We start from the raw sequence: 23884 nt of genomic DNA, 5'->3' as shown, positions 1-23884 counted from the left end.
GCCGGCCGCCACCTTGGATTCTCATCTGTAATACAAAGGCCCGGCGGGGATTCCGCCGGGATTGAGGCTCATCTGAGCCTGATGGTTTCGAGGTTGAGCGGAGCCTTGGTCTCGATGCCGAACTTCTTGTAGATCGACGAGGCGAGGTCGGTACACTTCCTGTCCTCCCCGTGTCCGATGATGATCTTGTCGGGCTTGGGCTCAAGGGACGAGATGTACCTCATGAGCTGCTTCCTGTCGGAGTGACCGGAGAAACCGTCCACGGTCTCCCTCTGCATCTTGATCTTGAGGTTGATGGGCTTCCCGCGCATGTTCATCGTGATCTCGGACCTTCCCCTCTGGATGGTCCTTCCGATGCTTCCCTCGCTCTGGTATCCGACGAACAGGAGCCAGTTCTTCTCGTCGTCCGCCCACTCGCGGAAGTACTCCATGACGGGGCCTCCGGACATCATACCGCTCGTGGCGAGAACGATGCAGGGGTCGGGCGAGTGGCAGATCTCCTCCCTCATGTCGGAGGTCTCGACCCTCTTGAAGATGGGCGAGAGGAACGGGTTCTCGTTCTGCTGGAAGATCTGCGTCCTGAGCTGGCTGTTCAGGTACTCTGGGTACGCGGTGTGGATGGCGGTGGCCTCCCAGATCATACCGTCGAGGTAGACGGGCATCTTGGGGATGCGACCGTTGCGCATGAGCTCCTCGATGACCAGCATGACCTCCTGGGACCTTCCGACCGCGAAGACGGGCACGAGCACCTTGCCGCCGTGCTCGGACGCCTGCTGCAGGTACTGTCCGAGCTGCTCGGACGCATCGGCCCTGGACGGCTGGACGTCGTTGTGCCCACCGTAGGTGGATTCGATGACCAGGGTCTCCAGCCTGGGGAACCTGTTGGTGGCGGGGTTGAAAAGCCAAGTCTTCTCGTATTTCGTGTCCCCGGAGAAGGCGACGTTGTGGAGTCCGTCGCCGATGTGGAAGTGGGCGATGGCGGATCCGAGGATGTGTCCCGCGTTGTGGAATGTGAGTCTCACGTCAGGGGCGATGTCCGTCGTCTCGTTGTACTTGAGCGTGATGGTGTGCAGGATCTCCTGCCTCACGTGCTGGGCCTCGTAGGGGGTCTTCTTGTTCTCGCCGAATCCCAGCTTGATGTTGTCCAGCTGGAGCAGGGCCATGAGGTCCCTGGTGGGCGGGGTGCAGTACACAGGCCCCTTGTAGCCGTACTTGAACAGCGCCGGCAGGGTTCCGCAGTGGTCCAGGTGGGCGTGGGTTATGACGACGGCGTCGATGTCGTCCAGAGGCTGGACCTCGGGGATGCCGAAGTAGGGGGTGTTCTCGGAGCTGGGGTCCAGTCCGCAGTCGATGAGGATCTTGCTCTCCCTCGTGGTGAGCAGGGAGCAGGACCTCCCGACCTGTCTGAACCCTCCCATGGCGGTGACCCTGACCCACTGCTCGCCGTCGAGCTTGGGCCTAGCGAGCCTCCTGGCGACCCTGGTGAGCATCTCCTGACGCTCGTCGTGGTTGGCCCTGAGGTATCCCCTGACGTCAGAGACCGTCTTGGACGGTATCGGGGGTGCGCGGATGACCTTCACGTTCCATCCGGACTCCTTCCTCAGGTCGGCCAGAAGCTGTCCCTCCTTGCCGACGACCTCGTTGGGGTTGACGGCCTCGATCAGCGCCTCGCCTGTCTCCTCGATGAAGTTGATGTCGAAGATGTTGGCAGATTCCGGGATCATGCCCCTGATCTTCGCCTCCACCGTCTTCGGGTCCTCCAGGTTGGCGGGGTCCGGACGGATGTCCACCCTGCGGTGGATGGTCTGGGCGAGCGTCCTGGCTACGGAGTCGTTGGCGGATATCTTCTCGTAGTCGTCGGTGTAGACGACCACGAGCGGCCCCTCGAACTTGATCTCCTTGATCTTAATGTCCGGGGGCATGTTCCTCTTCACCTCCTCGGTGAGGGTCTCGAACAGTCTGTCGACATTCATGGGAATCCAGCTTCGTCAATTGAATTCAGAACCGGTTTAGAATGGAAAACGTTTGGAAGGGGTTTGGTGAACCGAACTCAGTTCGGGAACGCGAAGCCCATGGCCTCGCATCTTGACTTGATCTCTTCGACGGGGATCTCCTCGTAGCCGTAGGGCCCGATGTAGGAGACGAGCATCCCGTCGCCGGTGCAGTTGTCCCTCCTCCTGGCGGAGTTGAGGGCGGCGATCGCGACGTCGATGCCCTCGTCCTTGGACATGCCCTCCTTGAAGTTGCCCTCGAGCGAGCCGAGCGCGAACACGGATCCCGATCCGACGGACATGTAGTTGTCCTCGATGTATCCGCCTGCACCGTCGATGCTGAAGACGTGTCCGCCGGTCTTGTCGTATCCTCCGACGATGAGTCCGAGGTAGAATCCCTGGCGGATGACGCTGGCGACGAGGGTGGCGGCGGCGGTGACGGACATGGGGGCTCCCTTCTTCATGGAGTAGATGGAGATCTCGCTCTGCATGAAGCGGACCATGAGCTGGGCGTCGCCGACGACTCCGGCGATCGTCATGCCGATGTTGTCTGCCAGCTGGTAGACCTTCTGGACGTGGCTGTGGGCGATAAGGTTGCCCATCGTGGCCCTCTGGTCGGAGGCGAGTATGACCCCGTCCTTGAGTTTGATTCCGATTGTCGTAGTACCGGTTTTAAGAGCGTCCTCGGCTGTCATTGGTCATTCTCCTAGTGAATGGGAAAACTGGCACCGTCCTCGACTGTGCTGTTGACGAGATAGACGGCGGTTCTATATTAATCTGTTCCACGGAATCGACGGTGCCAACGTCGGGTCCCGACGATGTCCAGATGACGGCATCAGCGGCGGCGACCCTATTGAGATGGAAGCATACACGGGTCCAGGCGACAGGACCACTCATATATCGGCATCCCCGATTAGCCGCTCATGAAAGCCGTCGTGTTCGTCGAGAGAGGCAGGTTCGAGGTCCAGGAGAGGCCGAGGCCGGTGATCAGGGATCCCAAGGACGCAATTGTCCGCGTCACGACGGCATCGATATGCACCAGCGACCTCCACATACGCGCCGGCGCAGTCCCCAGGGCGGTTCCGGGAACCATCGTCGGGCACGAGTTCGTGGGTGTCGTGGAGGAGGTCGGCGACGGAGTCACCGGCGTCTCGCCGGGCGACAGGGTCGCCGTCAACGTGGAGACCTACTGCGGCGAGTGCTTCTTCTGCCGCAGGGGATGGGTGAACAACTGCACCGATCCCGCGGGAGGATGGGCACTGGGATGCCGCATCGACGGCGGACAGGCGGAGTACGCCAGGATCCCCTATGCTGACAACGGCCTGACACCCATCCCGGACGGGGTCTCCGACGAGCAGGCTCTCTTCACCGGCGACCTTCTTTCGACCGGATACTGGGCGGCCGACATCGGGGACATCGAGGATGGCTCCGTGGTGGCCATCATAGGTGCCGGTCCGACCGGTCTGTGCACCGCCATGTGCTGTCGTCCTCTTGGACCGGGGGCCATCGTGATGATCGACACCGACCGTTCGCGCCTGGAGTTCGCGCTTGCCCACGGTCTGGCGGATGCCGTCGTGGACCCAACGGAGGAGGATCCGGCGGAGGTTCTGCGCTCCATGACCGACGGCCGGGGTGCGGACACGGTGATGGAGGTCGCCGGAGGCAGGGGGACCTTCGAGATGGCCTGGAGGATCGCCCGCCCCAATGCCACCGTCGTCGTGGTCGCGATGTACGAGGAGCCGCAGATCCTGCCGCTCCCGGACATGTACGGGAAGAACCTTGTGTTCAAGACCGGAGGGGTGGACGCGTCCCATTGCAGGGAGCTGATGGACCTGATATCATCGGGTGCGATCGACCCGTCCGTGCTCGTCACCCACAGGTTCCCGTTCGGTGACGTGGAGTCGGCCTACGAGCTGTTCGCCTCCAGGTCCGACGGGGTCATGAAGGTGGCCCTATCGATGCAGGGGCCGCCTGATCAGGGCCAGTGAGCCTCAAGGAACCGACGGCCTATCCCCGGCAACTTTGTTTTACGCACAATCAGGTGACACTTCCATGTTCGGCGCCGACGGCGTCCTGCAGGTCAGCTGGACCCTGTCCTACACCAATTCCCAGATCCTCACCGCCTGAGCGGGCGTCGCAACTGCGGGGCGATGCCCCGTCACCTTTCCTCCCGTGCTCCGACACACGGGACATGGGAATTATTGTATAATATTGTTCATCAATGAACAATATATTGAAATAGTGCCTGGCGATAATCATCCCTGAAAGACATGACCGGAGATGGCGGCATTTACGGAGAATACGGGGGACAGTACGTCCCGGAGACGCTGATGAACGCGGTGATAGAGCTCGACGAGGCGTATCACAGGTACATCAAGGACCCCGACTTCCTGAGGGAGGTCGACGATCTCAACAGGAAGTACACCGGAAGGCCGTCCATGCTCTACTACGCCGACAGGATGACCAAGGATCTCGGCGGTGCCAAGGTCTATCTCAAAAGGGAGGACCTGAACCACACCGGCGCCCACAAGATCAACAACGTCATCGGCCAGTGCCTCCTCGCCAAGAGGATGGGCAAGACCAGGGTGATCGCCGAGACGGGTGCGGGGCAGCACGGTGTCGCGACCGCGACTCTCGCCGCCTATCTCGGACTGGAGTGCGAGGTGTTCATGGGAGCCCATGACGTCGAGAGGCAGGCCCTCAACGTCTACAGGATGGAGCTCCTGGGAGCCAAGGTCCATCCGGTCTCATCCGGGACGGGCGTTCTCAAGGACGCCGTCAACGAGACGCTCAGGGAGTGGACCAACCGCGTCTCCGACACCCACTACGTCATCGGGACCGTGATGGGTCCCGCCCCGTTCCCGGAGATGGTGTGCGAGTTCCAGTGCGTCATAGGCAGGGAGGTCAGGAGGCAGATGATGGAGGCGGAGGGACGTCTCCCAGACTGCCTGGTCGCCTGCGTCGGCGGAGGCAGCAACGCCATCGGCCTCTTCCACGAGTTCGTCGACGACCCCGGTGTAAGGATGGTGGGCTGCGAGGCCGCCGGGAAGGGAGTCGACACAGACATGCACGCCGCCACCATGACGAAGGGCACCACCGGCATCTTCCACGGCATGAAGTCCCTGTTCTGCCAGAACGAGTACGGGCAGATCGCGCCTGTCTACTCGATCTCCGCGGGGCTCGACTACCCGGGGATCGGTCCGGAGCATGCCTTCCTCAAGGCCATAGACAGGGCGGAGTACGTGGCGATAACCGACGACCAGGCCGTGGACGCCTTCGAGTACCTGTCCAGGACCGAGGGCATCATCCCCGCCATCGAGAGCGCGCACGCGGTGGCGTACGCCCGGGAGCTCGCCCCGACGATGTCCAAGGACGACATCATCGTGGTGAACCTCTCCGGTCGCGGCGACAAGGACGTCGCCGCCATCGCCAGGTACAGGGGGAGGGACATACATGACTGACCACACCCACGACCTGGAGAGGGTGTTCTCGCACAGGGCGTTCATACCGTTCGTCACCTGCGGCGACCCGGACATCGAGACCACGGAGGGTCTTGTGAGGGCCATGGCCGAGGCGGGTGCCGACCTGATCGAGCTGGGAATCCCGTTCTCGGACCCCATCGCGGAGGGTCCCGTCATCCAGGGGGCGGACGTCAGGGCGCTGTCCTCCGGAGTCACCACCGACGACATCTTCGACATGGCCGAACGCGTGCGCACCGACCTGGACGTCCCGATGCTTGTGATGACGTACATCAACCCGGTATTCGTCTACGGTCCGGACATGTTCTTGGAGCGCTGCCGCAGGGCGGGTATATGCGCGATCATCGTCCCGGACATGCCGTACGAGCAAAAGCAGGACCTCCAGCCGTACTGCACAAAGCACGGCGTCAAACTCATCTCCATGATAGCGCCCACGTCCGAGGACAGAATCTCGATGATCGCCTCGGAGGCTGAGGGCTTCATCTACATCGTGTCGTCCATGGGGGTCACAGGCGTCCGCACATCCTTCAGCTCCAACCTGGAGGAGATGGTCGCCGCCGTCAGGAGGGCGACGGACATCCCCTGTGCCATCGGGTTCGGGATCTCGACCCCCGAGCAGGCCAGGAGGATGACGGACTTCGCCGACGGAGCAATCGTGGGCTCCGCGATCGTGAGGATCATCGCCGAGCACGGGAGGGACTCCGTTCCGTATGTGGCGGAGTACGTCAGGAACATGAGGGCGGAGCTGGACAGAGCCTGAGGCCATTTTCACAGCCAAACCTCAGTACACGGGGATGGTTCACCGTTTTCCCGAGTGGGCACTATGGCGGGGATTCCGCACATCCATCGAAACGGGTTCAGTCCGCGGGATGCGGTACCCGTCCCAGGCATCGCACCCCGCGGGGGGGGGGCTTCAGTGTTCTCGATGTATTCCCTGCCCTGGCGGACTTCAATATAGATACAGGTCCGTTGTCCTCAGATATGAGTACAATCCGGCGGCCGCGATCAGCACCGCGATCGCAACCATCGTCATGACCACGGTCGACCATCCATTGAACGTGGCCGAAACGATCAACGGGACCATGACCGATCCCAGCCCTATCCCAAGGGTTCCCAGCATGGACACCGATCCGCCCTTGACCGCGTAGTATTCACTGCTCCAGTCGTATCTCGGATAGCGGATGTTCATGACCATCCCGAGAGCCGGAATGAACAGGGCGTAAGCCGTTGGTACGGCAACCAGGAGGACGAGTTCGACGCCAGACACATCCATCCCTGCGGCTAGTATCACGATGCTCAGGAACTCCATCGGGAGGATCAGGGTGAGGTTAACGAGAATCTTCGGGAGGAAGATGTCCCAGGGCCTCAGAGGGGCTGTTCCGAGAATCCAGCGAGAGCACCCCTCCATCGAAAGCGACACGGCGGTGGTGGAAGAGGTTCCGATGAAGAACGAGACGAAGAACGGCAGGGAAGATACCAGGTAAGGCATGATCTGCCCCAGTCCGTCGGAGGATTCCAGGGAGTCCGAATACCCCATCATATAGGACAGGACCACCAGCAGGGGCATACCTATCGCGGTGTTGGTGATGTACACCCTGCTGGACACGTAACGCCAGAGGTCCCTGCGGTACATCGCATACAGGCGGCTCCTGACATGCGGGTCCGATCTGGATGCCCTGTGACTTCTCGATACGGATTCCGAGTTCAGCTTCCTGATGTATCTGGAGGCGGCGAGAACGACGGCGGCGGATGAGACGGTCGATGCGATCAGAAGCTTCGCAACACTCTCCGCGTCCGGTCCGGCCCATCCCGCGACCCATGCGGCCGGAGGGCAGTATGTGGAAATGATGCCGATCAGGGATTGAAGAACATCTGTGTTTCCTGAGGCTCCGGTCATGGAACCCGTCAACACCACGATGAACGCCACGATTGCAATCAGCAGGACGATGGAGAATGCGCCCCTGTTCGATGATCCTGAACCGATCCTCGTTACCAAAGTCCCTGCGGCTGAACCGATGGAGGCAGGAATCAGGGCCCCGATCAGCATCGATGCAAGGAACATGACCATAGATGCGGATGAGAGGTGGCCCAGGGTGGACGCCATCCCTATCGATGAGAGGTACAGGCATACGGCAGCGCTCACTATGTACACGGAGAGGAAGCGTGACAGGGTGACATCGGATGATTTGATGGGCATAGACATCACCAGGTCGTAGTCACCGAACACGAATGCATGGGATCCCCTGAAGAATGAGATCCCAAGAGCCGCCGACATGGACACGAAAGCGGTCACGAGCGGGACTTGTTCGACGTATCCCGCCGAAGCAAGGGAGTTCATGAACATGTACATCATGAAGCCGAAGACGAGGGCCACCACAACGACCGACGCCAGATAGGTCAGGGCATCGCGGCTTCCAGCCCCTCTGTGAGAGATCGTTCCCAGACGCAGCTCCTCGGAGAGCTGTATCTTCAAAAGAGAAGCCACATCGCTGGCCATCGGCCATCAACTCCAGGAAAGCGTCTTCGAGGGTTCCCTCCCCGCGGACATCAATCATGCTCCCGGATGCGACCAGTCTTCCCGATTTTATCACGGAAACTGTGTCGCAAAGTCTCTCGGCCACATCAAGGACGTGGGTGGAGAAGAACACCGCGCATCCGGAATCGCACATCCTGCGCATCATGGTCTTCAGGACGTGGGTTGATTCGGGGTCGAGGCCGACGAACGGTTCATCCAGGATCAGAAGTTTGGGATCGTGTGAAAGGGCGCCGATTATCGCCAATTTCTGCTTCATGCCGTGGCTGTAGGAGCCGATCATGTTGCCCAGCTCGTTCTGGAGCCCGAACGCGGCAGACAGTCCGTCAATCCTCTCGCGACGGTCCTTCTCTGACACACCGTAAACGTCGCAGACGAAGTCCAGGTACTGCATCCCGGAGATGTAGTCATAGAGGTCGGGATTGTCCGGAACGTAAGCGAACGACTTCTTGCACAGGACGGGCTCATCCCTGATGGAGTGTCCGTCGATTGTGATGGTCCCCTCGTCGAAGTCCATCAGTCCGACAACGGCTCTGAGAGTCGTGGTCTTTCCGGCTCCGTTGCGTCCGATGAACGCGTGTATCTCTCCAGGACGCACCTCCAGAGAGAGGTCGGACACGGCCTTCTTGCCGCCCCTGTACGTCTTGGACAAACCCTCTATGCAGAGGATGCTGCCAGTATGCCGATTTCCATCCATGGTCATCGGTTACCATGGTATCTCGCTTCTGTATTTATTAAGTGTTAATCCAACTTTGATACTAATTGTCTAAGAATGATTTCAGGAATGCGGAGGGGATAGGATGAGGCCGACAGTGTGGTACTTGCGACCCTCAGCAGGCTGGTTCTCACCGAGTCTTCTGATGATGTCCGCGACCTCCCTCAGGGCACCGTTGATTTCCTCGTCGGTGGCGAGCACGGGGCCCATGGAGAATCCGCATTCGCGGGCTAGGTCCGCATCGGGATCGTCGCAGTACTCGCGGAACTGTTGCACAAAGCTCAGTACGAACTGCAGGAACATGGAGTAGTACATCTCCGAAGGGTTTTCCCGGAGGGCTGATTCCATGTCCTCGAAGACCCTTCTGACGGGAGCATAGGTGCGTTCCACCGTACCGCGCTTCTTGACCTCGTCTACCACCTCTATCAGTCCGTCCTCAGTGAGGCGTTTGAGATGGCGGTACATCGTCGCACGGGGGATGTTGGGGCATTTCATGTGGAGTTCGCTGGCCTTGGAGCATGTTCCACGAAGGATCTCCACGAACAGCTGGCATCTGTACGGGTCGGACAGGCAGTCGACCAAGCTGCGGTTGTACTCATTCGCGGGGTCGGATTCGTCCATCTTTCCGATAATGGGAACGGAGGTTAATCATGGATTGCCCCTGGACACCAGCGACAGAAGGATGAACATACTCCCAACAGTTCCGATATTCTCCGGTGCCGGATGCTTCCAAGGACTCCAGGTGGAGGGCCTCGGGCCCATGATGATGTGCATCTGTGAACGGTCTCGAGGAAGGTCGACATCTTCGAGGGGTCCTTCCTACCGTCGGTCTCCACCCCGGAGCTGACATCGACGCCATAGGGATGAAGCATTTCCACCGCGTCGCGGATGTTCCCCGGGTTCAGTCCTCCGGAGAGGATGTAGTCCCGCTCCATGCCACCCAGGAGCGACCAGTCGAAGGTCCTGCCGGAGCCCATGCCCGCATCGAGGAGGATGCAGTCCGCGTCCGAGCGGTTTGCGGCCTCGACGTCCTCGACGTCCCTGACGAGGAACGTCTTGATCACCGGTGCGTCGACGAGACGTCTGAGCCCGTGGATGTACGCGCTGTCCTCCACTCCATGGAGCTGAACCGCGTCGATGACACCGGATCCGACGAGATCGGCTATCACCAGCGGGTCCTCGTCCACGAATACACCCACCTTGACTATGCATGGGGCGAGCATGGAGCCCAGCTCCCGGGCGGTCTCTCTCGTCACGCACCTGCGGCTCGGTCTGTAGAACACGAATCCTGCCATGTCGGGCATCAGGGCGTTGACGGCCTCGATGTCCCGGGGGCGGGTCAGTCCGCAGATCTTGACCAGCGTCATGACCTCATGGCCTCCATGAGCGCCCTCCTGTCCGGGCTGCGCATGAACGCCTCTCCGACAAGCACAGCGTCGAATCCAGCGTCGCGGAGCAGACGTACGTCCTCGGCGCCGGATATCCCGCTCTCTGAGACACAGACGATCCCCTCGGGGATCCTCTTCCTGAGGCGCAGGCTGTTGCCCAGGTCGACGTTGAACGTGGCCAGGTCGCGGTTGTTGACCCCTATGATCCCGGCGCCGCTGGAGACGGCCCTCTCCACCTCGTCCCCGTTGTGCGTCTCAACCAGGGCAGACATCCCCAGCGACTCGGCCAGTTCGCGGTAGTCGGCCAGCTGTGTGTCGTTAAGGATCGAGGCTATCAGCAGGACGGCGGATGCCCCGATCTCCCTGGCGCGGTAGACCTGGTACTCGTCGATCACGAAGTCCTTCCTGAGCACCGGCGTGTCGACCGAGTCCGCTATCTCCTCCAGGAACCTGTCCTCTCCGCGGAAGTACCTCGGTTCGGTTAGGACGGATATCGCCGAGGCTCCCGCCGAGGCGTACTCCCTGGCGATGTCCATGTACGGGAAGTCCTCGCTGATGACGCCCTTCGAGGGGGAGGCCTTCTTGACCTCGCAGATCAGCGACATGCCCTCGGACGCCAGCGCCCTCTCGAATGGGAACCCGGTGCGCCTGGGGCGGATGCGGCTCCCCTCCATCACCTCGTCGATGGGTCTGACGGTGCGTTCGAAGTTCACCCTCAGGCGGGTGTCCGCGACGATGCTGTCAAGTATGGTCGACATCGCATCGCCCCCGTGAGCGCGACGTACCTGTCCAGAGTCTCCAGGGCCTTCCCGGAGTCTATCGCCTGGGCGGCCATCTCCATCCCGTCGTCTATCGACTTGGTCCTACCGACGGTGTAGAGTCCGGCTCCGGCGTTGAGGAGGACGGCGTCCCTCTTCGCACCCTTCTGTCCAGAGAGCACGGCGCGTGTGATCGCGGCGTTCTCCACGGGCCCGCCGCCGAGCAGGTCGTCATGGGGGTGCCTCTTGATGCCGAAGTCCTCCGGGGATATGACGTAGTCCTGCAGCCTGCCGTCCCTCACCTCCGTGCACAGCGTGATGTCCGACACGGAGATCTCGTCCAGGCCGTCGACGCCGTACACCACCATGGCGTTCCTCACCCCAAGCTTCGAGAGCACCCTCGCCATCGGCGTGATCATGGCCTTGGAGTATACGCCCGACAGCTGGCTCCCGGCCGCCGCGGGGTTCGTGAGCGGCCCCAGGATGTTGAACACGGTCCTGAACCCCAGCTCCTTCCTTATCGGGGCGACGTATTTCATGGAGGTGTGGTACCTCTGGGCGAACATGAAGCCGAACCCGCACTCCTGGAGGATGGCCTGGGTCCTCTCCGGGGGCATGTCGATGACAGCCCCCAGCGCCTCGAGGACGTCGGCTGCTCCGCATCTGCTGCTCGCGGCCCTGTTCCCGTGCTTGGCAACGGGGACCCCGCAGGAGGCCACGACGAACGCGGATGTGGTGGAGATGTTGAACGATCCCGAGCGGTCCCCTCCGGTGCCCACGATCTCCAGCGCGTCGGAGTGGTCGCCGGGGAGCTTCAGTCCGTGGGCCCTCATCTCGGTCGCAGAAGCTGCGATCTCGTCCACGGTCTCCCCTTTCACGGTCAGAGCCGTGAGGTACGATGAGATCAGGGTCGGCGTGCACTCCCCGCTCATGATGCAGTCCATCACGCCTCTGGCCTCGTCGAATGTCAGGTCCTCCCTCCTGGACAGCTTCAGAAGCGCGTCAGTAACGACGGTCACATCCTCACCCCCATGAAGTTGGCGATCATCCTGGGCCCCTCTGGTGTCAGGATGGACTCGGGGTGGAACTGCACCCCGAACACCTTCCTTGCGGGGTCCTCCACGGACATCACGTCGCCCTCGTCGGTCTCGGAGGTGACCTTCAGTCCGGACGGCAGGGTGTCGCGGTCCACCGCCAGCGAATGGTACCTGCCTACCGTGGTGCGATCTCCGATTCCCTCGAACAGCGGGGAACTGATGTCCGCGGTTATCTCCGAGCTCTTCCCGTGCATCAGCCTCGGGGCGTAGGTGACGGTGGCGCCGTAGGCGACGCATATGGCCTGGTGGCCAAGGCACACGCCGAGGATGGGCACCGTGCCGCGGAGCTCCCTGACGGCCTCCACGCAGATCCCCGCGTCCTCAGGCCTCCCGGGCCCCGGGGACAGGACTATCCTGTCTGCGCCCATGGACGCCAGCTCCCCGACGGTGACTTCGTCGTTCCTCACGACGGTCACGTCTGGGTCGATGGCCCCTATGGCCTGGTACAGGTTGTAGGAGAAGCTGTCGTAGTTATCTACGATGACGGTGGTCATTCCAATCCCCCCGCAGCTGTGCGGACGGCCTCGACAACCGCCCTGGCCTTGTTCATGCACTCGCGGTACTCGTTCTCGGGGACGCTGTCCGCCACGATCCCGGCGCCCGATCTGACGAAGACCTTGCCGTTCTTCCTGTACGCGATCCTGATGCCGATGCAGACGTCCATGTTCCCGGTCAGGTCGATGTATCCGATGGCCCCGCCGTATATCCCGCGCTTGCAGTCCTCCAGCTCGTCGATGATGCTGCAGGCCATGAGCTTCGGGGCGCCCGAGAGCGTCCCTGCGGGGAGGACGGCCTCGATCGCGTCCAGGGCGTCCATGTCGCTGCGGATCTCCCCCTTGACGGTGGAGCCTATGTGCATCACGTGGGAGAACCTCTCGATCTCCATGTACTTCTCGACCTTCACCGATCCGAACTCCGACACCTTCCCGATGTCGTTCCTCCCCAGATCCACGAGCATGTTGTGCTCGGCCAGCTCCTTCTCGTCGGAGAGAAGCTCCCTCTCGAGCCTCCGGTCCTCCTCGTCGGTGCGGCCGCGGGGTCTAGTCCCCGCCAGCGGGAAGGTGTGGAGCACCCCGCCCTTGAGTTTGACAAGCGTCTCGGGGGACGCTCCTGCGACCTCGATGTCGCTGCCGGAGAAGTAGAACATGTAGGGGGAGGGGTTGGTGGTCCTGAGGACCCTGTAAACGTCCAGGAGGCTGCCCTCCATCTCCGCCTCCAGGCGGTTGGAGAGCACGACCTGGAAGATGTCCCCCTCCTTTATGCGCTTCTTGGCGGCGTCCACCATCTCGCAGTAGCGCTCCTCAGAATGCATCGGGACGAAGTCTGAACCCAGTTTCAACGGCTGATGCTCGCCGATCCTGCCCTCTCTGATCAGGTCGATTATTCTGTCTATGAGTCCGCAGGCCTCATCGTACCCCCTCAGGCCGGGAATCATGTTCACTATGACCGTGATGGTCTGTCTGAAGTTGTCGAAGGCTATCACCTTGTCGAACAGCATCAGGTCGGCGTCCTCGAATCCCTCGTCGTCCCTGGCGTCGATTCTGAGCGAAGGTTCGGCGTACTTGATGTAGTCGTAGGAGAAGTATCCGACGAGTCCTCCGGTAAACGGTGGCATGCCCTCGATCCTCGGGCTCCTGAATCTGGAGACGACTTCCCTGATGACTTCCGTCGGGTCGCCCTCGTGCACTTTCGTGTCCCCGTTCTCCCTGATCTCCGTCCTCCCGTCGGAGCATACTATGTCAAGAATGGGGTCGAAGCCCAGGAACGTGTACCTTCCCCAGCGCTGTCTGTTCTCCACGCTCTCCAGGATGTAGCAGTGGCTGTCCACCCCCATGAGCGTTCTCAGAACCTCGATCGGGGTCCTGATGTCCGCCAGCACGGTGCGGGACACGGGTATCGCGCCGTATCCCTCAGCGGAGAATCTCTCCGTCTCTTCGTTCGTTGGGCTGTACATTGATTCGCCTCTTATGCTACTACATCATTAAAATGGTATTTAATGACTATTACTGTTTACTGATGTATAAAAAAATACAATATAACGGAGAACCCCTGTTGAAGCGATGCCTTATGGAGAGGAGCGAAAGGCCTCTGATGAAGATAGGATCAGAATGTGCCAGTCCGTTGTAGGGATGCCGCTCTGTGTCAGAATGTTATCAATTATGTTATTGGATGTATAATCTAACTGTATATTCATTATGATTACATATGTTCATATTTTGCTCAAAATCGGGCTGAAATCGTTCGATACACCACAATTTTATTATCAAAGACCTCAAAATGACAATAAAAATACATTCATAACAAGGTGAAATCACTAGTTGGATGTATACACCTATGTAAAAATCATTCTTATGACAGAGAGCATAAAATACCCTGACGGGATGGAGGGGGAGCTCAGTCGAATACGACGATTACGGGGGATGAAAAGTGAACGTAGAGGAGTGGCTCGGTGCTGACAACCAGCTCGGCATCGACATATGGAACAAGAAGTACTGTCATGACAACGAGACCTTCGACCAGTGGCTTGACCGCATCAGCAACGGCAACGCCGACATCCGCAGGATGATAGCCGAGAAGAAGTTCCTCTTCGGCGGCAGGATCCTGGCGAACAGGGGACTCTACAAGAGCGGCCTCAAGGTGACATACTCCAACTGCTACGTCCTCACGCCGCCCGAGGACTCCATCGAGTCCATCTTCGAGACCGCCGGCAGGCTAGCCCGCACCTTCAGCTACGGAGGGGGAGCGGGAATCGACATCTCGAAGCTCGCCCCCAGGGGAGCCAAGATCAACAACACGGCCTCCGAGACATCTGGCGCCGTCTCCTTCACAGATCTCTTCTCCATGGTCACAGGCCTGATCGGTCAGCACGGCCGTCGCGGCGCCCTGATGCTCACCATGTCCTGCGATCATCCCGACCTGGAGGAGTTCATGTCCGTCAAGACTGACCTTGAGAGGGTCACCAAGGCGAACATGTCCATCAGGGTCTCCGACGAGTTCATGGAGTGTGTCAGGGACAGGAAGCCGTTCACGCAGAAGTTCGACCGTCCCGAGAGCAACCAGAAGATCAGGAAGGACCTGAACGCGGCGGAGTTCTTCGAGAAGCTCTGCCATGCCAACTGGGACTACGGCGAGCCCGGCTGTCTCTACTGGGACAGGATCTCATCGTGGAACCTGCTGAGCGAGTTCCCCGACTACACCTACGCCGGGACAAACCCCTGTGCCGAGGAGCCACTCCCCGCGGGAGGCAGCTGTCTTCTCGGAAGCATCAACCTGGCCGCCTTCGTCAAGGAGGGGAGGTTCCAGGTCATGGAGTTCATCGAGGCTGTCAGGATCTGCGTGCGCGGTCTCAACGACGTCCTGGACGAGGGTCTCCCCCTGCACCCGCTCGAGGAGCAGAAGGAGTCGGTCCGCAACTGGAGGCAGATCGGCCTGGGCATCATGGGCCTGGCGGACATGCTCATCATGCTCGGGTACAAGTACGGCACACCCGAGTCCGTCGACTTCTGCGACAAGCTCGGGAAGCTCATGATGGACACGGCCCTGAACGAGTCCGCCATCATGGCGAAGGAGCAGGGAATGTTCCCCAAGTGCGTCCCCCAGCAGATTGTGGACTCCCCGTTCTTCAAGGAGAACGCCTCCGAGGCCACCAGGGAGCTCGTCCTCCAGTACGGTCTGAGGAACTCCCAGCTGCTCACAATCGCGCCCACGGGGACTCTGTCCACCATGATCGGCATCTCGGGAGGCATAGAGCCCATCTTCGCCATCTCCTACGAGAGGAGGACCACCTCGCTCTCGGACCACGACGACTTCTACAAGGTCTACACGCCCATCGTCCAGGCCTACATGGACGCCCATCCGGACATCAAGGACGAGAAGGACCTGCCGGACTTCTTCGTGACCGCACAGAACCTGGACTACAGGCAGAGGATCGACATGCAGTCCACTTGGCAGAGGCACATCGACGCCTCCATCAGCTCCACGGTGAACCTCCCCGAGGAGTTCCCCGAGTCGGATGTCTACAACATCTACATGTACGCATGGGAGTCGGGATGCAAGGGCGTCACGGTGTTCCGCGACGGATGCAAGCGCCTCGGCATCCTCTCCACGAAGGAGATGGAGAAGTCCAAGGAGGCGGCTCCCGCGCCCAAGGTCGAGGAGAAGCCCGAGAAGAGGGGAATCGTTGAGAAGGTCGGCGACAACGTGGTCGGCAAGAAGAGGAAGCTCATGACCGGCTGCGGCAGCCTGCACTGCACCGCGTTCTTCGACCCCGACACCGGGGAGCTCATGGAGGCCTATCTCAACAAGGGATCCACCGGAGGCTGCAACAACTTCATGGTCGGTCTCTCTAGGATGATTTCCCTCGCCGCCAGGTCCGGATGCGGCATCGACGCCATCGTGGACCAGCTCAAGTCCTGCGGCTCCTGCCCGTCCTACGTGGTCAGGACCCACACCAAGAGGGACACGAGTCTCGGCTCCTGCTGCCCGATGGCGGTCGGATGGGCCCTCACGGACATGTACAAGGAGATGCAGGCCCAGATCCACGGAATACCCGAGGACGAGCCCGAGGAGAAGCCAAGGGAGATCAAGAACCCCTGTCCCAAGTGCGGGGCGGAGCTCGAGTTCCAGGGCGGATGCAACATCTGCAAGTCCTGCGGCTGGACGAAGTGCGACTGAGTCCCCGCAAGGCTTAAAACCCCTTTCCAAAATCCCTTCATGGGGCGGGTAGCTAGTAAGTCCAGTTCCCTGTTTGCACCAATCTACGAAGAGCCGTGCACCTCAATTTGAATATCCGGACTGGCCGGCGTCAGGAATCAATTGCCTGCTCGCCTCACTTCCCCCATCTCACGCCTGAGGGCACTCCCACCTCACCAGCCTGAGCACGTTCTCCGCCTTCACCCTCACGACTCCGTCCTCGGTATCGGGTGCCAGTATGTCGGTGACGGCCCCTGCGACGTCGCCCTCCACCCCGTACATCCTGAAGCGCGTGACCTCGGAGTCTACGAGCTGCTGCAGAGGGACCGTCCTGTACGCAGTGGTGGGGAACCTCTCGATGTGGAAATCCCTGTGGTGGTCAGAGAGCCAGTCCTCGTAGAAAGTCGAGCCCCTGACGGGAAGCCTGGTGTCCGTCCCGAGTCTGCGGGACACCTCTCCGGTCAGTGTGTCGCCCCATCTGCTCTCCCAGCAGACTATGGCGCATCCTCTGCGCGCCGCACCCTCCATCCTCTCCATGGACGAACCGGACGCGGATCTCGGGAGAAGGGATGCGAAGCAGAAGTCGTAGCCCTTCCGGGGCTCGTACGTCGCCCAGTCCTGATGGAACCTCTCGACCCTGCACCCCTCCAGGACCTCCCTGTTGGCGAACAGCCTGTCCAGCATGGTCTCCGAGGAGTCCATGCAGACGAGTATCCTCACCCTGTGCGCCAGGAGCAGAGAGTAGGTCCCGGGGCCGGCACCGACCTCCAGGACGCAGTCGGACCCCGTGATCGATCCCGTGTCGAACAGCCTGTCAACTATCCTCTGCGGGGCATCCGCCTGATCGTCCGCACTGTACACGTCGGACATCCCCTCCCAGAACTCGGTGTCGCACTCGTTTGCCATGGGAGAGGGGATGCATCAGACGGGATTATCGCTTTCGGTGTCGCGGTAGAGCATCCACGACAGGAAGAATGCCGCGCCGGCACCGCCGACAGCGCCTGCGGCGAACCTGATCCACGGGAGGTCGCCGACCATCCCCTCGGCATACCATTCCACAGCCATGACCGCGACCAGGGCCGCACCGATGACTGCGACCCTCCTGTCCGTCATCCGGCGTTCCATGAGCCAGCATGCCAGGAATCCCGCGACGAGGCCCAGCAGGATGCCGGTGTCCCTGATGCACACGGGCATCTGGGACCCGTTGAGGATGAAGCTCCTCGTCTCCTGCTGGTGGCAGAAGATGTCGCCGATGAGGTACGCCAATCCTGCGGGGCCGTGCCCCATCCAGCCGTGCTCGATGTTGGCCGCCGACCCGTCCAGGCCGACGAACGTCCCGTAGGGTGCCATGAACGGTGCGGCGATCATGAGCGCCAGCGCCAGAGCGAAGATGGATGCTGCGAGTGCCAACCACCGGCGGCGGGTCATGCCACCCACAACGCCGTCATAGGTATTGATGGTTGTCCAGGTCAGAGCTCAAGTCCGCTGCACACGGTGAACACGACGAGGGCCACGGGGACCATCGTTGAGAACCTCCAGACGACCTCGCGCAGCCCGGGTCTGCCGCCCAGGTCGGAGGTCAGCACGGCGATCAGTCCGCACAGTTCAACCAGGTACGCGGAGAGGACGGCTACGGTGTCACCGACATCCTGGTAGCCCGCGATCTCCGAGAGGGGGCCGAGCATGGCCACACTCATCCCAAGGACCAGAGGTGCGAAGAGCAGCGCCGTGCCGGTCATCATGTCGACCATGCTCCTCAGTTTGGAATCGAGCTCCCTGCGGACGTTGTCGCTGTTGTGGAACTGTCTGCCCAGGGACATTGCCAGCCTTCCCGCGTCCTCGGTGTCGCGGAGGGAGCATCCCAGGATGTCGCAGAACGCCCTGGACACATCCTGAGAGATGGGAGACACCGCGTTGCGCACCGCGGAGGCGATGTCGCCGCGGCAGACCACGATCTCGCGTCCGAGGCGTTCGCCCACCTCGGCGCATTCGCCTCTTCCTGACACTGTCTCCGCACACACCCTCTCGAAGCTCTCCCCGGACATCATGCGGTTGCCCAGCTCGAAGACGCAGTCCCTGAGCCCCTGCTCGCATCCGCGACGTCTCCTCTCGGCGCGGCGGTCGGACAACATCAGCAGCGCTGTGACAACTGCCGCCGGGGCCACGGAGAGCAGGATGACCTCCTCCGTCTCCCCTCCGCTGTGTAACTGAAACACTGCCAGCGGCAGTGCCAGCGCCAGGGGCGCCGCGTACCGGAGCCCGTCACATGTCGGGGATTGCGACGCGAACGGGTTCCCGCGGCGGATCCACACGGAGATGAGGAGGATCACCGCGGGTATGAGCACGAGGGTGGTCAGCACGATCAGTCCGCTGTCTATGCTGGTGTGACCGAAGAGGCCGCCGACGCCGAGCATGGGGACGATGGACATCAGGATCATCGGCACCATTATCCCGAGTCCGAAGACCGACATGCACGGGACCGTGAGGGAGGACCCGTATCTCTCCCCCATGGTCCGGACCGAGTCCAGGGCGACGTCCGAAGCCTCCCTCAGGAGTCCGAGCCTCTCGTCCCTATCGGCCGACTCAGACGCCGATATGCACAGGAGGATGGCGTTCCTGTACCCGGATGCGTCCTCCGGTAGCCTGGACACCTCCTCCACAAGCGACTCGGAGATGCTGCCCGCACCCTTGGTGTCGGTCATGCGGACCGCATGGGAGAACAGCGTCCTCGAATGCCCCGGTCCATCCTCCGCGACAACCCGTATTGCGGTGTCGAGGGACCCTCCGGAGCCCACGGCGGTCGTGATCATCCCGACGACCGTCGGCCCCTCGTCCACGAGCCTCATGACGTCTGGCCTCATTCCTGGGCCCCCGTCCTGCGCCTGAACTCCTCCAGGACGGCCTCCGCCGGGGAGTCCCTCCTCATGGAGGACACGGCCTCGTTCGCGGCCAGGATCCACTCCGGGCCGAGGAACCTCTCGTCCCTGGCGCCCAGTTCGGCCAGGTGCGCCCTCAGCATTGATCTGGCGCGGATCTCCTTGGCAGCCTCCCTCCTTCCGGCCTGGGACGACTGCATCGCCCTCCTCATTACCGGGGACGAGAACAGGGCGTCGGCGTCAGACACGTCCACGAAGTCTCCGGGCCTGTCACCGGTCGTCACCAGCTCGTTCACCCTGCGGATGAGGTGTCCCGTCCTGCGGTCCCTGACTGTGCCCAGCGTGACCACGACGTCTGTGGCCATGAACGCCTCAGGCTGGATGCCGATGTCGTACACCACCCTGTTGTACACGGATTCCGCCGAATCGCCGTGGATGGTCCCCATTATGGCGCTTCCAGCACGGCCCGCCCTCATGCTCTGGTACAGGGTCCTCGCCTCCTCGCCCCTCACCTCTCCCAGAACGATCGCCGACTCCCCCATCCTCAGCGACACCCTGAGAGCCTCGTCCGAGCGTGACAGCTGGTCTCCGCGCATCCTCTCGTCGACCAGGATGGTCTGGACCTTGTACCCCAGGCGTCTCATGGCCTCTCCTGGGAGCTCGATCGTGTCCTCGATGGTGAGGATCCTCTGACTGAGGGGGAACTCGAACATCAGGGCCGAAAGCAGCGAGCTCTTGCCGGCCCCTCTGGCGCCGCATATGAGCATGGTTGCGCGGCTGTTCACAAGGTAGGAGAGCACACCGGCGGTCCTGGGGTCCACAGTGCCGTTGGCGATTAGCCTGGACAGGGTCCAGGGGCGCACAGAGTGCTTCCTTATGGCGACAGCGTTCCCGTTGGGGCTCAGGGGATAGCCTATCACCGTCACCCTGGCGTCGTGATCCCCGAAGTCGGTCTCGAGCACGGGGTCGCTGTGGCAGAACCTGAGTCCGCTCTCCCTCTTCAGTATGTTCAGCAGGTTGTCCACCTCCCTGCCCTCCACCATGAGGTTGGTGCGGCAGCGCATGTGGGAGTTCAGCCCGTTTATCCCGTTCATGGTGACATGCACCCTGTTCCTATCGCAGGGTGCGTCAACGTACACGTCCTCGATGTGGGGGTCCGAGAGGAGCACGTCGAAGATGCCCGCTCCAACCGAGTGCCTGTATGCTATGGAGCATATGTCCCCGACGACCTCGTCGAGGCCCTCGGGGCCGCAGACACGCCGGATCTCCTCGTATCTGTCCGTGAGCAGGGACCTGGCCATCCCGGTCACGCTGTCCCTGTCCAGCGGGCCGCCCTCCTCGCGGTACCTGTCGCGTATCCCCTCTATGACGTCCATGACGACGGCGTTGAGGGCGTCGGGATAGGCGTACTCCCGCGGCGTGAGGTTGTACTCCACCTCTCCGTCGTCGGACATCCCGACCAGCACGCTGCCCTGCTCGGTCATGTACGACGCAATCTGCTTCAGGCCGTCGGAGGAGTTGGTAATCCAGCAGTCCGTGTACGACGGCTTCGTGCGCATGTCCCTCGCGACAAGCATCCCGAACCGTCCCGCGAAATCAGACGGCGGCGAAGGGGTTCCACGTTCCGCGGGAGTCTCCGAGGGCTTGAACGAGAACGACCTCGGGCGCTCCCCAGGCAGTGGGCAGGATCCGCCGTCAAGGTCCATTCCGAACTCCCCGCAGTCGTATCCCTCTTCCTCGCCCTCGGGTGGAGGCCTGAATATCTCCCCGAAGGACGGCAGCCTCATCCTCATCTCCGCTCCCCCATGTCAGAGACTACCCTTCTGATCCCCGAATCCATCTGGTCAAGCGCTCTGGAGGTGCGCATCACGCACTCGGCGCATCCGTCGCGTCCGGGATGGTTCCCCTTCAGGACCTTACGTCCCTCGAACACGGCGTTGCGCGGGAACCCCGCCCAGGCGGCGGCCATGACGCGTTCCCTTGACATCCGGCACGCTCTGCATCTAGCGGGGCCGTCGGTGACGGGGGATGTCCATCTCCTGATCGACGACACCTCACGAATGGCTCTCCCAGCGGCCCCCGAAATCTCTATGTCCCTCCCGGTGCGGAGGACTATCCTCTCCGCTGAGCCAGTCCGGCACATCGCCTCCACCATGCAGCGTATGCACTCGTCCGAGCCGGGGACGGGCGTGAGCCTGCATCCGCGGCAGTCTATCACCAGCACGTTCCCCTGACGCTCACCGCGCACAGTCTCCGTATTCCTCATGAAACCCCTGAGGAAGTCGATTCCGTCTTCCATGAGCCTCTTTCCTACTGAAGGTTGATAAAGGAGGCACCGTGCGGTCACGTTGATTCCCGGGTACCCCCGATTCCGACCCTATCATCCTTATAATCTGGTTCCCATGGGGAAAGCGTGGAAATACTGTCGCCTGCAGGGAACCCCGACGGACTCGCGGCCGCCGTCAAAGGGGGATGTGACGCCGTCTATCTGGCCGGCAAGGACTTTGGAGCGAGGGCCTTCGCCGGGAACTTCACCGACCGTCAGCTGGAGGGCGCGGTTAACTACGCCCATGACCACGGCGTGAGGGTCCATGTAACCGTCAACACCTCCGTCAAGAACCAGGAGATGTCGGATGCGGTGACGTTCGTCAGGTTCCTGAAGGACATCGGCGCAGACGCCGTCCTGGTCCAGGACCTGGGCCTCATGAGGTGCATTCAGGGCATCGACATCGCCAAGCACGCCTCCACCCAGATGGGCATCCATTCCCTCGAGGGGCTGGAGTGGTGTGCCGAGAACGGTTTCGACAGAGCCGTTCTGGCAAGGGAGCTCACGATGGAGGAGCTCTCCCGCATAGTCCCAGATTCGCCGATCGAGACCGAGGTCTTCATCCAGGGCGCCCTGTGCTACTGCATGTCCGGAGGATGCCTGATGTCGAGCTTCATGGGTGGACGCAGCGGCAACCGCGGCTCCTGCGCCCAGCCGTGCAGGAAGCGCTACGAGTCCGCCGAGGGATCGGGTTATCTGCTCAGCTGTGCCGACCTCTTCGGGGTCGACCGCATCGAGGCCCTGAGGGACATAGGTGTCACATCGCTGAAGATCGAGGGCCGCATGAGGTCCCCCGCATACGCGTACCTGTCCGCGAAGGTCTACTCCATGGCGGAGGACGGGGACTTCTCAGAGGACTATCAGGAGTCGCTCAAGCTGCTCAGGACCGTTTTCAACCGCGGGACCTGCACCGGGTATCTGGACGGTGTCGTGTCGCCGGTCCAGTCGCTCTATCCGGACAACAGGGGGTTCCATCTCGGCGAGGTGGAGATCCGCGACCGCTCCTTCCAGTGGAACGGGGACGAGCCCATAGGCGTGAAGGACGGCATATCCATTTTCAGGGACGACGAGAAGGTCGGAGGCTTCAAGGTCGTGGAGACCGACCCGATCAGGATCCCGTTCAAGATACCCGACGGCAGGTATCAGATATACCGCACTTACGACCCGCGCATCGACGTGGTCAAGAACCTCATCGGCAACACCCCGAAGCTAGACGGCAAGACTCCGAGGCACCACCAGGACGTGGTTCTGGACAAGCTGCCCCACAGGTCCAGGAGGCCGGAGTACTCCGTCTACGTGAACACGATCAAGACCCTGGACGCGGTCCTCCCGTATGCGGACCGTGTTTACTTCGAGCACGGGGACAGGATCGAGGAGGCCAGGGAGATGTGCTCCGCCAAGGGGGTCGAGTGCGTCGACCTCCTCCCCAGGTTCGACGCCCTGGACGAGGTGTCCCCCGAAGGCCCGGTCATGGTCAATGGCCCCGGGCAGTACAGGCTCTGCAGGGACTCCCCGCGCATATACGCCAGCAGCGTGTTCAACTGCTACAACTCCTGGTTCCTTCTCGACGTCTACCAGACCACCCTGTCCGTGGAGCTCTCCAGGAACGAGGTCTCCGACCTGATCGCTCACTGTCCCGGGAGGTTCGAGGTCATGGCGTTCGGAAGGACGGAGCTCATGTACTCCCGCGATCCGGGACTCGCCAGCGGCTCCATAAAGGACGAGAAGGAGGCATCCTTCCCTGTCTACAGGGACAAGCGCGGCTTCGCCCACATCCTGAATTCCGTGGACCTCTTCCTGCTCGACAGCGTGGAGGAGCTGGGCAGGTCCGGCGTCATGTCGCTGGGCATCGACCTGAGGAAGCGCCCGCCGGTGCTGGCGAAGGCGCTCGGGGAGTACATCAGGCGTCCTGATCCGAAGCTCAGGTCGAAGATCGAGGAGATGTGCGGCGGTTTCACCTACGGACTGTACCGTCGCGGCCTGTGACGTGACCGCACGCGACTCCTTTATATTCCCGAAGAGGTCAGAG

At 61.6% G+C, this 23884-nt stretch carries 19 protein-coding genes; 5 read left to right on the top strand and 14 right to left on the bottom strand.

Translation table 11 applies throughout. The features are described from left to right. Positions 1 to 68: 68 nt before the first annotated feature. Positions 69 to 1973: a beta-CASP ribonuclease aCPSF1 gene (locus JS82_05465; protein QHK17578.1), complete on the bottom strand. Its 1905-nt coding sequence runs from the start codon at positions 1971 to 1973 to the stop codon at positions 69 to 71. Positions 1974 to 2050: 77 nt separating this feature from the next. Next, positions 2051 to 2686, bottom strand: coding sequence for a proteasome subunit beta (locus JS82_05460; protein QHK17577.1), 636 nt, complete (start codon positions 2684 to 2686; stop codon positions 2051 to 2053). A gap of 228 nt (positions 2687 to 2914) precedes the next feature. On the opposite strand from JS82_05460, the gene JS82_05455 reads away from it, so the two are divergent. From JS82_05455 to JS82_05445, 3 genes are all read left to right on the top strand, one after another. Continuing rightward, on the top strand, positions 2915 to 3979 hold the full coding sequence (locus tag JS82_05455; protein ID QHK17576.1) for an alcohol dehydrogenase catalytic domain-containing protein: 1065 nt from the start codon (positions 2915 to 2917) through the stop codon (positions 3977 to 3979). 282 nt (positions 3980 to 4261) lie between these two features. After that, on the top strand, positions 4262 to 5452 hold the full coding sequence (gene trpB / locus JS82_05450; protein QHK17575.1) for a tryptophan synthase subunit beta: 1191 nt from the start codon (positions 4262 to 4264) through the stop codon (positions 5450 to 5452). After that, positions 5445 to 6230 carry a tryptophan synthase subunit alpha gene (locus JS82_05445; protein QHK17574.1) on the top strand — a complete coding sequence of 262 codons (786 nt, stop codon included), beginning with the start codon at positions 5445 to 5447 and terminating at the stop codon, positions 6228 to 6230. The genes trpB and JS82_05445 overlap by 8 nt, the downstream gene beginning before the upstream one ends. A 1456-nt stretch (positions 6231 to 7686) precedes the next feature. Here JS82_05445 and JS82_05440 read toward each other — a convergent pair. From JS82_05440 to trpE, 7 genes are all read right to left on the bottom strand, one after another. Next, positions 7687 to 8673, bottom strand: coding sequence for an ATP-binding cassette domain-containing protein (locus JS82_05440; GenBank protein QHK18415.1), 987 nt, complete (start codon positions 8671 to 8673; stop codon positions 7687 to 7689). A gap of 108 nt (positions 8674 to 8781) precedes the next feature. Continuing rightward, positions 8782 to 9339: a helix-turn-helix domain-containing protein gene (locus JS82_05435; GenBank protein QHK17573.1), complete on the bottom strand. Its 558-nt coding sequence runs from the start codon at positions 9337 to 9339 to the stop codon at positions 8782 to 8784. A gap of 23 nt (positions 9340 to 9362) precedes the next feature. Next, a complete protein-coding gene (locus JS82_05430; protein ID QHK17572.1) occupies positions 9363 to 10085 on the bottom strand; it encodes a phosphoribosylanthranilate isomerase in 723 nt (240 codons plus the stop codon). Beyond that, positions 10082 to 10864: an indole-3-glycerol phosphate synthase TrpC gene (trpC, locus tag JS82_05425; protein QHK17571.1), complete on the bottom strand. Its 783-nt coding sequence runs from the start codon at positions 10862 to 10864 to the stop codon at positions 10082 to 10084. The genes JS82_05430 and trpC overlap by 4 nt, the downstream gene beginning before the upstream one ends. Further along, positions 10822 to 11883, bottom strand: a complete 1062-nt coding sequence (gene trpD / locus JS82_05420; GenBank protein QHK17570.1) for an anthranilate phosphoribosyltransferase — start codon at positions 11881 to 11883, stop codon at positions 10822 to 10824. Before trpD ends, trpC begins: the two co-directional genes overlap by 43 nt. Beyond that, the gene (locus tag JS82_05415; protein QHK17569.1) at positions 11880 to 12455 is read right to left on the bottom strand and encodes an aminodeoxychorismate/anthranilate synthase component II; all 576 of its coding nucleotides are present in this window, start codon (positions 12453 to 12455) and stop codon (positions 11880 to 11882) included. Before JS82_05415 ends, trpD begins: the two co-directional genes overlap by 4 nt. Further along, positions 12452 to 13915, bottom strand: coding sequence for an anthranilate synthase component I (gene trpE, locus JS82_05410; GenBank protein QHK17568.1), 1464 nt, complete (start codon positions 13913 to 13915; stop codon positions 12452 to 12454). Before trpE ends, JS82_05415 begins: the two co-directional genes overlap by 4 nt. A gap of 473 nt (positions 13916 to 14388) precedes the next feature. On the opposite strand from trpE, the gene JS82_05405 reads away from it, so the two are divergent. Next, positions 14389 to 16635 (top strand): adenosylcobalamin-dependent ribonucleoside-diphosphate reductase, encoded by a 2247-nt coding sequence (locus JS82_05405; protein ID QHK17567.1) that lies wholly within the window; start codon positions 14389 to 14391, stop codon positions 16633 to 16635. A gap of 168 nt (positions 16636 to 16803) precedes the next feature. Here the strand turns inward: JS82_05405 and JS82_05400 are convergent, their stop codons facing one another. The 5 genes from JS82_05400 to JS82_05380 all read right to left on the bottom strand — a co-directional run bounded on the left by JS82_05400 (position 16804) and on the right by JS82_05380 (position 21828). Further along, a complete protein-coding gene (locus JS82_05400; protein ID QHK17566.1) occupies positions 16804 to 17559 on the bottom strand; it encodes a methyltransferase domain-containing protein in 756 nt (251 codons plus the stop codon). Between the two features lie 15 nt (positions 17560 to 17574). Further along, positions 17575 to 18081 carry a DUF2085 domain-containing protein gene (locus JS82_05395; GenBank protein ID QHK17565.1) on the bottom strand — a complete coding sequence of 169 codons (507 nt, stop codon included), beginning with the start codon at positions 18079 to 18081 and terminating at the stop codon, positions 17575 to 17577. Positions 18082 to 18122: 41 nt separating this feature from the next. Further along, the gene (locus JS82_05390) at positions 18123 to 19514 is read right to left on the bottom strand and encodes a hypothetical protein (protein QHK17564.1); all 1392 of its coding nucleotides are present in this window, start codon (positions 19512 to 19514) and stop codon (positions 18123 to 18125) included. Next, positions 19511 to 21235: a type IV secretion system protein VirB11 gene (locus JS82_05385; protein QHK18414.1), complete on the bottom strand. Its 1725-nt coding sequence runs from the start codon at positions 21233 to 21235 to the stop codon at positions 19511 to 19513. Before JS82_05385 ends, JS82_05390 begins: the two co-directional genes overlap by 4 nt. 83 nt (positions 21236 to 21318) lie before the next feature. Further along, a complete protein-coding gene (locus JS82_05380) occupies positions 21319 to 21828 on the bottom strand; it encodes a hypothetical protein (protein ID QHK17563.1) in 510 nt (169 codons plus the stop codon). Between the two features lie 114 nt (positions 21829 to 21942). Here JS82_05380 and JS82_05375 point away from each other — a divergent pair, with 114 nt between their 5' ends. Next, complete coding sequence (locus JS82_05375; GenBank protein ID QHK17562.1) at positions 21943 to 23841, top strand: peptidase; 1899 nt, start codon at positions 21943 to 21945, stop codon at positions 23839 to 23841. Positions 23842 to 23884: the final 43 nt, after the last annotated feature.

The sequence above is a fragment of the Methanomassiliicoccaceae archaeon DOK genome (assembly GCA_009911715.1).
GTDB lineage: Archaea > Thermoplasmatota > Thermoplasmata > Methanomassiliicoccales > Methanomethylophilaceae > Methanoprimaticola.
This window is presented reverse-complemented; position numbering and strand designations above follow the sequence as displayed.

Coding starts and splice junctions, on each gene's coding strand:
- JS82_05385 (QHK18414.1), bottom strand. CDS start 21,235: ATGGACCTTGACGGCGGATCCTGCCCACTGCCTGGGGAGCGCCCGAGG.
- JS82_05445 (QHK17574.1), top strand. CDS start 5,445: ATGACTGACCACACCCACGACCTGGAGAGGGTGTTCTCGCACAGGGCG.
- JS82_05395 (QHK17565.1), bottom strand. CDS start 18,081: ATGACCCGCCGCCGGTGGTTGGCACTCGCAGCATCCATCTTCGCTCTG.
- JS82_05415 (QHK17569.1), bottom strand. CDS start 12,455: ATGACCACCGTCATCGTAGATAACTACGACAGCTTCTCCTACAACCTG.
- JS82_05460 (QHK17577.1), bottom strand. CDS start 2,686: ATGACAGCCGAGGACGCTCTTAAAACCGGTACTACGACAATCGGAATC.
- JS82_05430 (QHK17572.1), bottom strand. CDS start 10,085: ATGACGCTGGTCAAGATCTGCGGACTGACCCGCCCCCGGGACATCGAG.
- JS82_05455 (QHK17576.1), top strand. CDS start 2,915: ATGAAAGCCGTCGTGTTCGTCGAGAGAGGCAGGTTCGAGGTCCAGGAG.
- JS82_05380 (QHK17563.1), bottom strand. CDS start 21,828: ATGGAAGACGGAATCGACTTCCTCAGGGGTTTCATGAGGAATACGGAG.
- JS82_05390 (QHK17564.1), bottom strand. CDS start 19,514: ATGAGGCCAGACGTCATGAGGCTCGTGGACGAGGGGCCGACGGTCGTC.
- JS82_05400 (QHK17566.1), bottom strand. CDS start 17,559: ATGGCAAACGAGTGCGACACCGAGTTCTGGGAGGGGATGTCCGACGTG.
- trpC (QHK17571.1), bottom strand. CDS start 10,864: ATGTCGACCATACTTGACAGCATCGTCGCGGACACCCGCCTGAGGGTG.
- trpE (QHK17568.1), bottom strand. CDS start 13,915: ATGTACAGCCCAACGAACGAAGAGACGGAGAGATTCTCCGCTGAGGGA.
- JS82_05435 (QHK17573.1), bottom strand. CDS start 9,339: ATGGACGAATCCGACCCCGCGAATGAGTACAACCGCAGCTTGGTCGAC.
- trpB (QHK17575.1), top strand. CDS start 4,262: ATGACCGGAGATGGCGGCATTTACGGAGAATACGGGGGACAGTACGTC.
- JS82_05465 (QHK17578.1), bottom strand. CDS start 1,973: ATGAATGTCGACAGACTGTTCGAGACCCTCACCGAGGAGGTGAAGAGG.